At 32.5% G+C, this 3,592-nt stretch carries 2 protein-coding genes and 1 pseudogene; 2 read left to right on the top strand and 1 reads right to left on the bottom strand.

What is annotated here, in order from left to right; genetic code table 11:
- A pseudogene (locus J7M77_RS13950) lies at positions 1 to 217 on the top strand (2-deoxyribose-5-phosphate aldolase); the annotation flags it as partial.
- Positions 218 to 261: 44 nt separating this feature from the next.
- Here J7M77_RS13950 and J7M77_RS13955 read toward each other — a convergent pair.
- On the bottom strand, positions 262 to 939 hold the full coding sequence (locus tag J7M77_RS13955) for a PRD domain-containing protein (RefSeq protein WP_296879633.1): 678 nt from the start codon (positions 937 to 939) through the stop codon (positions 262 to 264).
- Between the two features lie 462 nt (positions 940 to 1,401).
- Here J7M77_RS13955 and pflB point away from each other — a divergent pair.
- On the top strand, positions 1,402 to 3,592 hold a 2,191-nt coding region (gene pflB, locus J7M77_RS13960), incomplete at its 3' end, for a formate C-acetyltransferase (protein WP_296879635.1).

A 3,592-nucleotide genomic window follows, 5' to 3' on the forward strand; every position in this document is an offset into this window, starting at 1 on the left:
AGCTAAAAAAGCTCAAGCTAATTTTGTTAAGACATCAACTGGTTTTTCTAGTGGTGGAGCTAACGCAAAAGATGTTGCTTTAATGAAGGCAACTGTCAAAGATGAATTAGAAGTTAAAGCTTCTGGAGGGATTAAAACTAAAGCTGATTTACAGGCAATGGTTGAAGCGGGTGCCAGTCGAATTGGTACGAGTGCTGGAGTTGCTCTGGTTAAATAAAAACAGGCAAAATGCCTGTTTTATTTTTATAAGTTATTTGTTATTTAATCAATACGATTGTTAGCGACAACGAAATGTAATGCGATAAATGCCAATTCATCATCATTAAATTCTAAGCCTAAATTTTGCTTGATTACTTGATTTAAAATCAAACTGTAATTGAATTCAGTTGGATGCCGTTCAATGATTTTATCTTTTAATGGGTTTTCTACCAATTCTCCTTTAGCTAAACGTTCTAGAGCAGGTTCTAAATGTAACCCGATTGCAACAATCAATTTATCATCTAAGCGATAATCCTGATGATATTGATCATAGATTTTTTTCATTGTTTGATTCAAGATCTGATAGACATTTTCTTCTAATAAATCTAATCCAGAATTAATTTCAAAATCAAGTTTTTGATTTTTTGATAGATACATTGAAACTAATGAAATTTCAGCTTCAGGAAAACTAATTTCAAATTCAGCTTCTAAACGATCACAAATCATTTTTGCATAAGGGTAGCTATATTCTTGCTTATATGAAGCAATTTGAGAATTGCTTAAAGGAATATAGCTGTTTGATTGGATTCGTACAATTGCAATTGATAAATGTACTGAAAGATTATTAATTGCGTTTTCACTAAGCATTAAATCGTAGTCATCAATCGTATTTTTTATGATGTTTGTTATTAGTGCTCTTGTTTGCACAAAAGCTTCGTCGTTATTGACTGTTAAATCCATTATGAGTCCTCCTACAACATAGATATTACTATATAATAAAATGAAGAAAAAATCTACTATTAAATCAATTAATTTTGCTTCTTTTTTTTGCTTTTTGATTGCTTATTATTAGTTTATGAGACAATGATAATTATAATACACAATCATGGTAAAATTTATTGTAAGCGCTTACAAAGACGACTAAATTGGGATAAAAAATCAATCACTTGGATTTGTTAAAAATAATTTGTTTTTTTGGTGCAAATTACTTGAATTGTAAAATCATTTTATAATATAATGCAATCGTGGATAACAAAGGGGAAATAAGAAAATTCCCAAAATATAGTGTGTGTTATTCTTAATTTGTAAATGCTTACGATAAGTGAATATTTACTTTGTCATATCCCTTGCTTAAAAGCAAAGTAGAGTTGAATCTTGTCTAAGTAGTTGCTTTCAAAAAAATTTAAGGAGGAAAAAATTTATATGTTAAAGAAAGAACAATGGAATGGCTTTAAAGGTAGACTTTGGAAAGAAGAAATTAACGTTCGTGATTTCATCCAAAACAACTACAAACCATATTATGGTGATGAATCATTCTTGGCTGGACCTACTGAAGCAACAAATAAATTATGGGGGAAACTTCAAGAACTTCAAAAAGAAGAACGTGCCAATAATGGTGTATTAGATATGGAAACTCATGTAGTTTCAGGATTAACTGCTTATGGGCCAGGATATATTGATGAAGATCTTAAAGATTTAGAAAAAGTTGTTGGTTTACAAACTGATAAACCATTAAAAAGAGCATTTATGCCTTATGGTGGTATTCGTATGGCTGAACAAGCTTGTGAAACTTATGGATATACACCAGATCCAGAATTACACAAAATTTTTACTGAATATCATAAAACACATAACCAAGGTGTATTCGATGTTTACACACCTGAAATTAGATTAGCTCGTCGTAATAAAATTATTACTGGTTTACCAGATACTTATGGACGTGGACGTATTGTTGGGGATTATCGTCGTGTTGCTTTATACGGTATCGATGAATTAATTAATTTCAAACAACAAGATTTAGCTGTATGCGGTAGTGGATCAATGACTGATGATATCATCCGTCGTCGTGAAGAAGTTTCTGAACAAATCAGAGCTTTACAAGGTATGAAAAAAATGGCTGAAATCTATGGTTATGATATTTCTAACCCAGCTAAAAACGCTCATGAAGCTGTTCAATGGTTATACTTTGGATATTTAGCAGCAATCAAAACTCAAAACGGTGCTGCAATGTCTGTAGGACGTATCTCTACATTCTTAGACATCTATATTGAAAGAGATTTAGAAGCTGGTGTTATTACTGAAGAAGAAGCTCAAGAATTAATCGACCATTTCGTTATGAAATGTAGAATGGTTAAATTCGCACGTATTCCTTCATATAACCAATTATTCTCAGGAGATCCAGTATGGGCTACACTAGAAGTTGCTGGTATTGGTAGTGACGGACGTCCAATGGTAACTAAAAACTGTTTCCGTTTCTTACACACATTAGAAAACATGGGTCCTTCACCAGAACCAAACTTAACAGTATTATATTCATCTAGATTACCTGAAAACTTTAAGAAATACACATCTAAAATTTCTATTGAAACAAGTTCAGTTCAATACGAAAATGACTGTGTAATGCGTCCTGTATGGGGAGATGACTATTCAATTTGCTGCTGCGTTTCTGCAACTCAAACTGGTAAAGAAATGCAATTCTTCGGTGCTCGTGCTAACTTAGCTAAATGTTTATTATACGCTATCAACGGTGGTATCGATGAAAAAACTAAACAACAAGTAGCTCCTGAATATCGTCCAATTACTTCTGAATATTTAGATTATGATGAAGTTATGAGAGCTTATGATCAATGTATGGATTGGTTAGCTGATATTTATGTTAACACATTAAACTTAATCCAATACATGCATGATAAATATTACTATGAAGCTGCTCAAATGGCTTTAATTGATACTGATGTTAAACGTACTTTCGCAACTGGTATCGCTGGATTCTCTCATGTAGTAGACTCTTTAAGCGCAATCAAATATGCAAAAGTTAAAACAATTCGTGATGAAGATGGTATCGTTGTTGATTACGAAACTGAAGGAGATTTCCCTCGTTATGGTAACGATGATGATCGTGCTGATGACATCGCTGTATGGTTATTACAAACTTTCTTAGGAAAGATCAAAAAACATCATACTTATCGTGATTCAGAACCAACTACTTCTATCTTAACTATTACTTCTAACGTAGTTTATGGTAAAGCAACTGGTTCATTACCTGATGGTCGTAAAGCTGGAGAACCTTTATCACCAGGTGCTAACCCATCTTACGGTGCTGAAAAATCTGGTTTATTAGCTTCATTAAACTCTGTAGCTAAATTACCTTATGAATGGGCATTAGATGGAATTAGTAATACTCAAACAATCAGCCCTGATACTTTAGGACATGATATTGAAGAACGTAAAAATACACTTGCAAGAGTATTAGATGGATACTTTGATCAAGGTGCTCATCACTTAAATGTAAACGTATTTGGAACTGAAAAATTAATTGATGCTATGGAACATCCAGAAAAAGAAGAATATGCAAACTTCACAATCCGTGTATCTGGATATGCAGTTAAATTCA

Source organism: Thomasclavelia sp. (genome assembly GCF_017889095.1).
Lineage (GTDB): Bacteria > Bacillota_I > Bacilli_A > Erysipelotrichales > Coprobacillaceae > Thomasclavelia.